We start from the raw sequence: 286 nt of genomic DNA, 5'->3' as shown, positions 1-286 counted from the left end.
AAGGCTATCTGCTGATTTGGACTGGACATGAATATTGGTGGGTATGCCGTGTATCATTAAGGCCGTACAGCAAGCGGATATGTTTTGTTACAGAGAACAGAGCCGGATATAAATGGATTCAGTTACAATCAATAGAAGATATCCGAAATTATTCAAACGAGATAAGAACGGCTTTTGAAATAGCCTGCAAGCAACGGAAACAATATCAATTAAAACATAAGAAATCATGATTATTGTATATGTTACTTGCAAAAAAAGAATAAAGGTTGTGTTTTGCAAGTAACAT

General features: G+C 35.0%; 1 protein-coding gene. It reads left to right on the top strand.

Annotation, left to right across the window (positions count from 1 at the left end; genetic code table 11):
* Positions 1-230: hypothetical protein (locus NE591_RS15775; protein WP_256157166.1), on the top strand; the 230-nt coding region annotated here is incomplete at its 5' end.
* Positions 231-286 lie beyond the last annotated feature (56 nt).

It is taken from the genome of Adlercreutzia sp. DFI.6.23 (genome assembly GCF_024462535.1).
In the GTDB taxonomy this organism is placed as follows: Bacteria; Actinomycetota; Coriobacteriia; order Coriobacteriales; family Eggerthellaceae; genus Adlercreutzia; species Adlercreutzia rubneri.
This window is presented reverse-complemented; position numbering and strand designations above follow the sequence as displayed.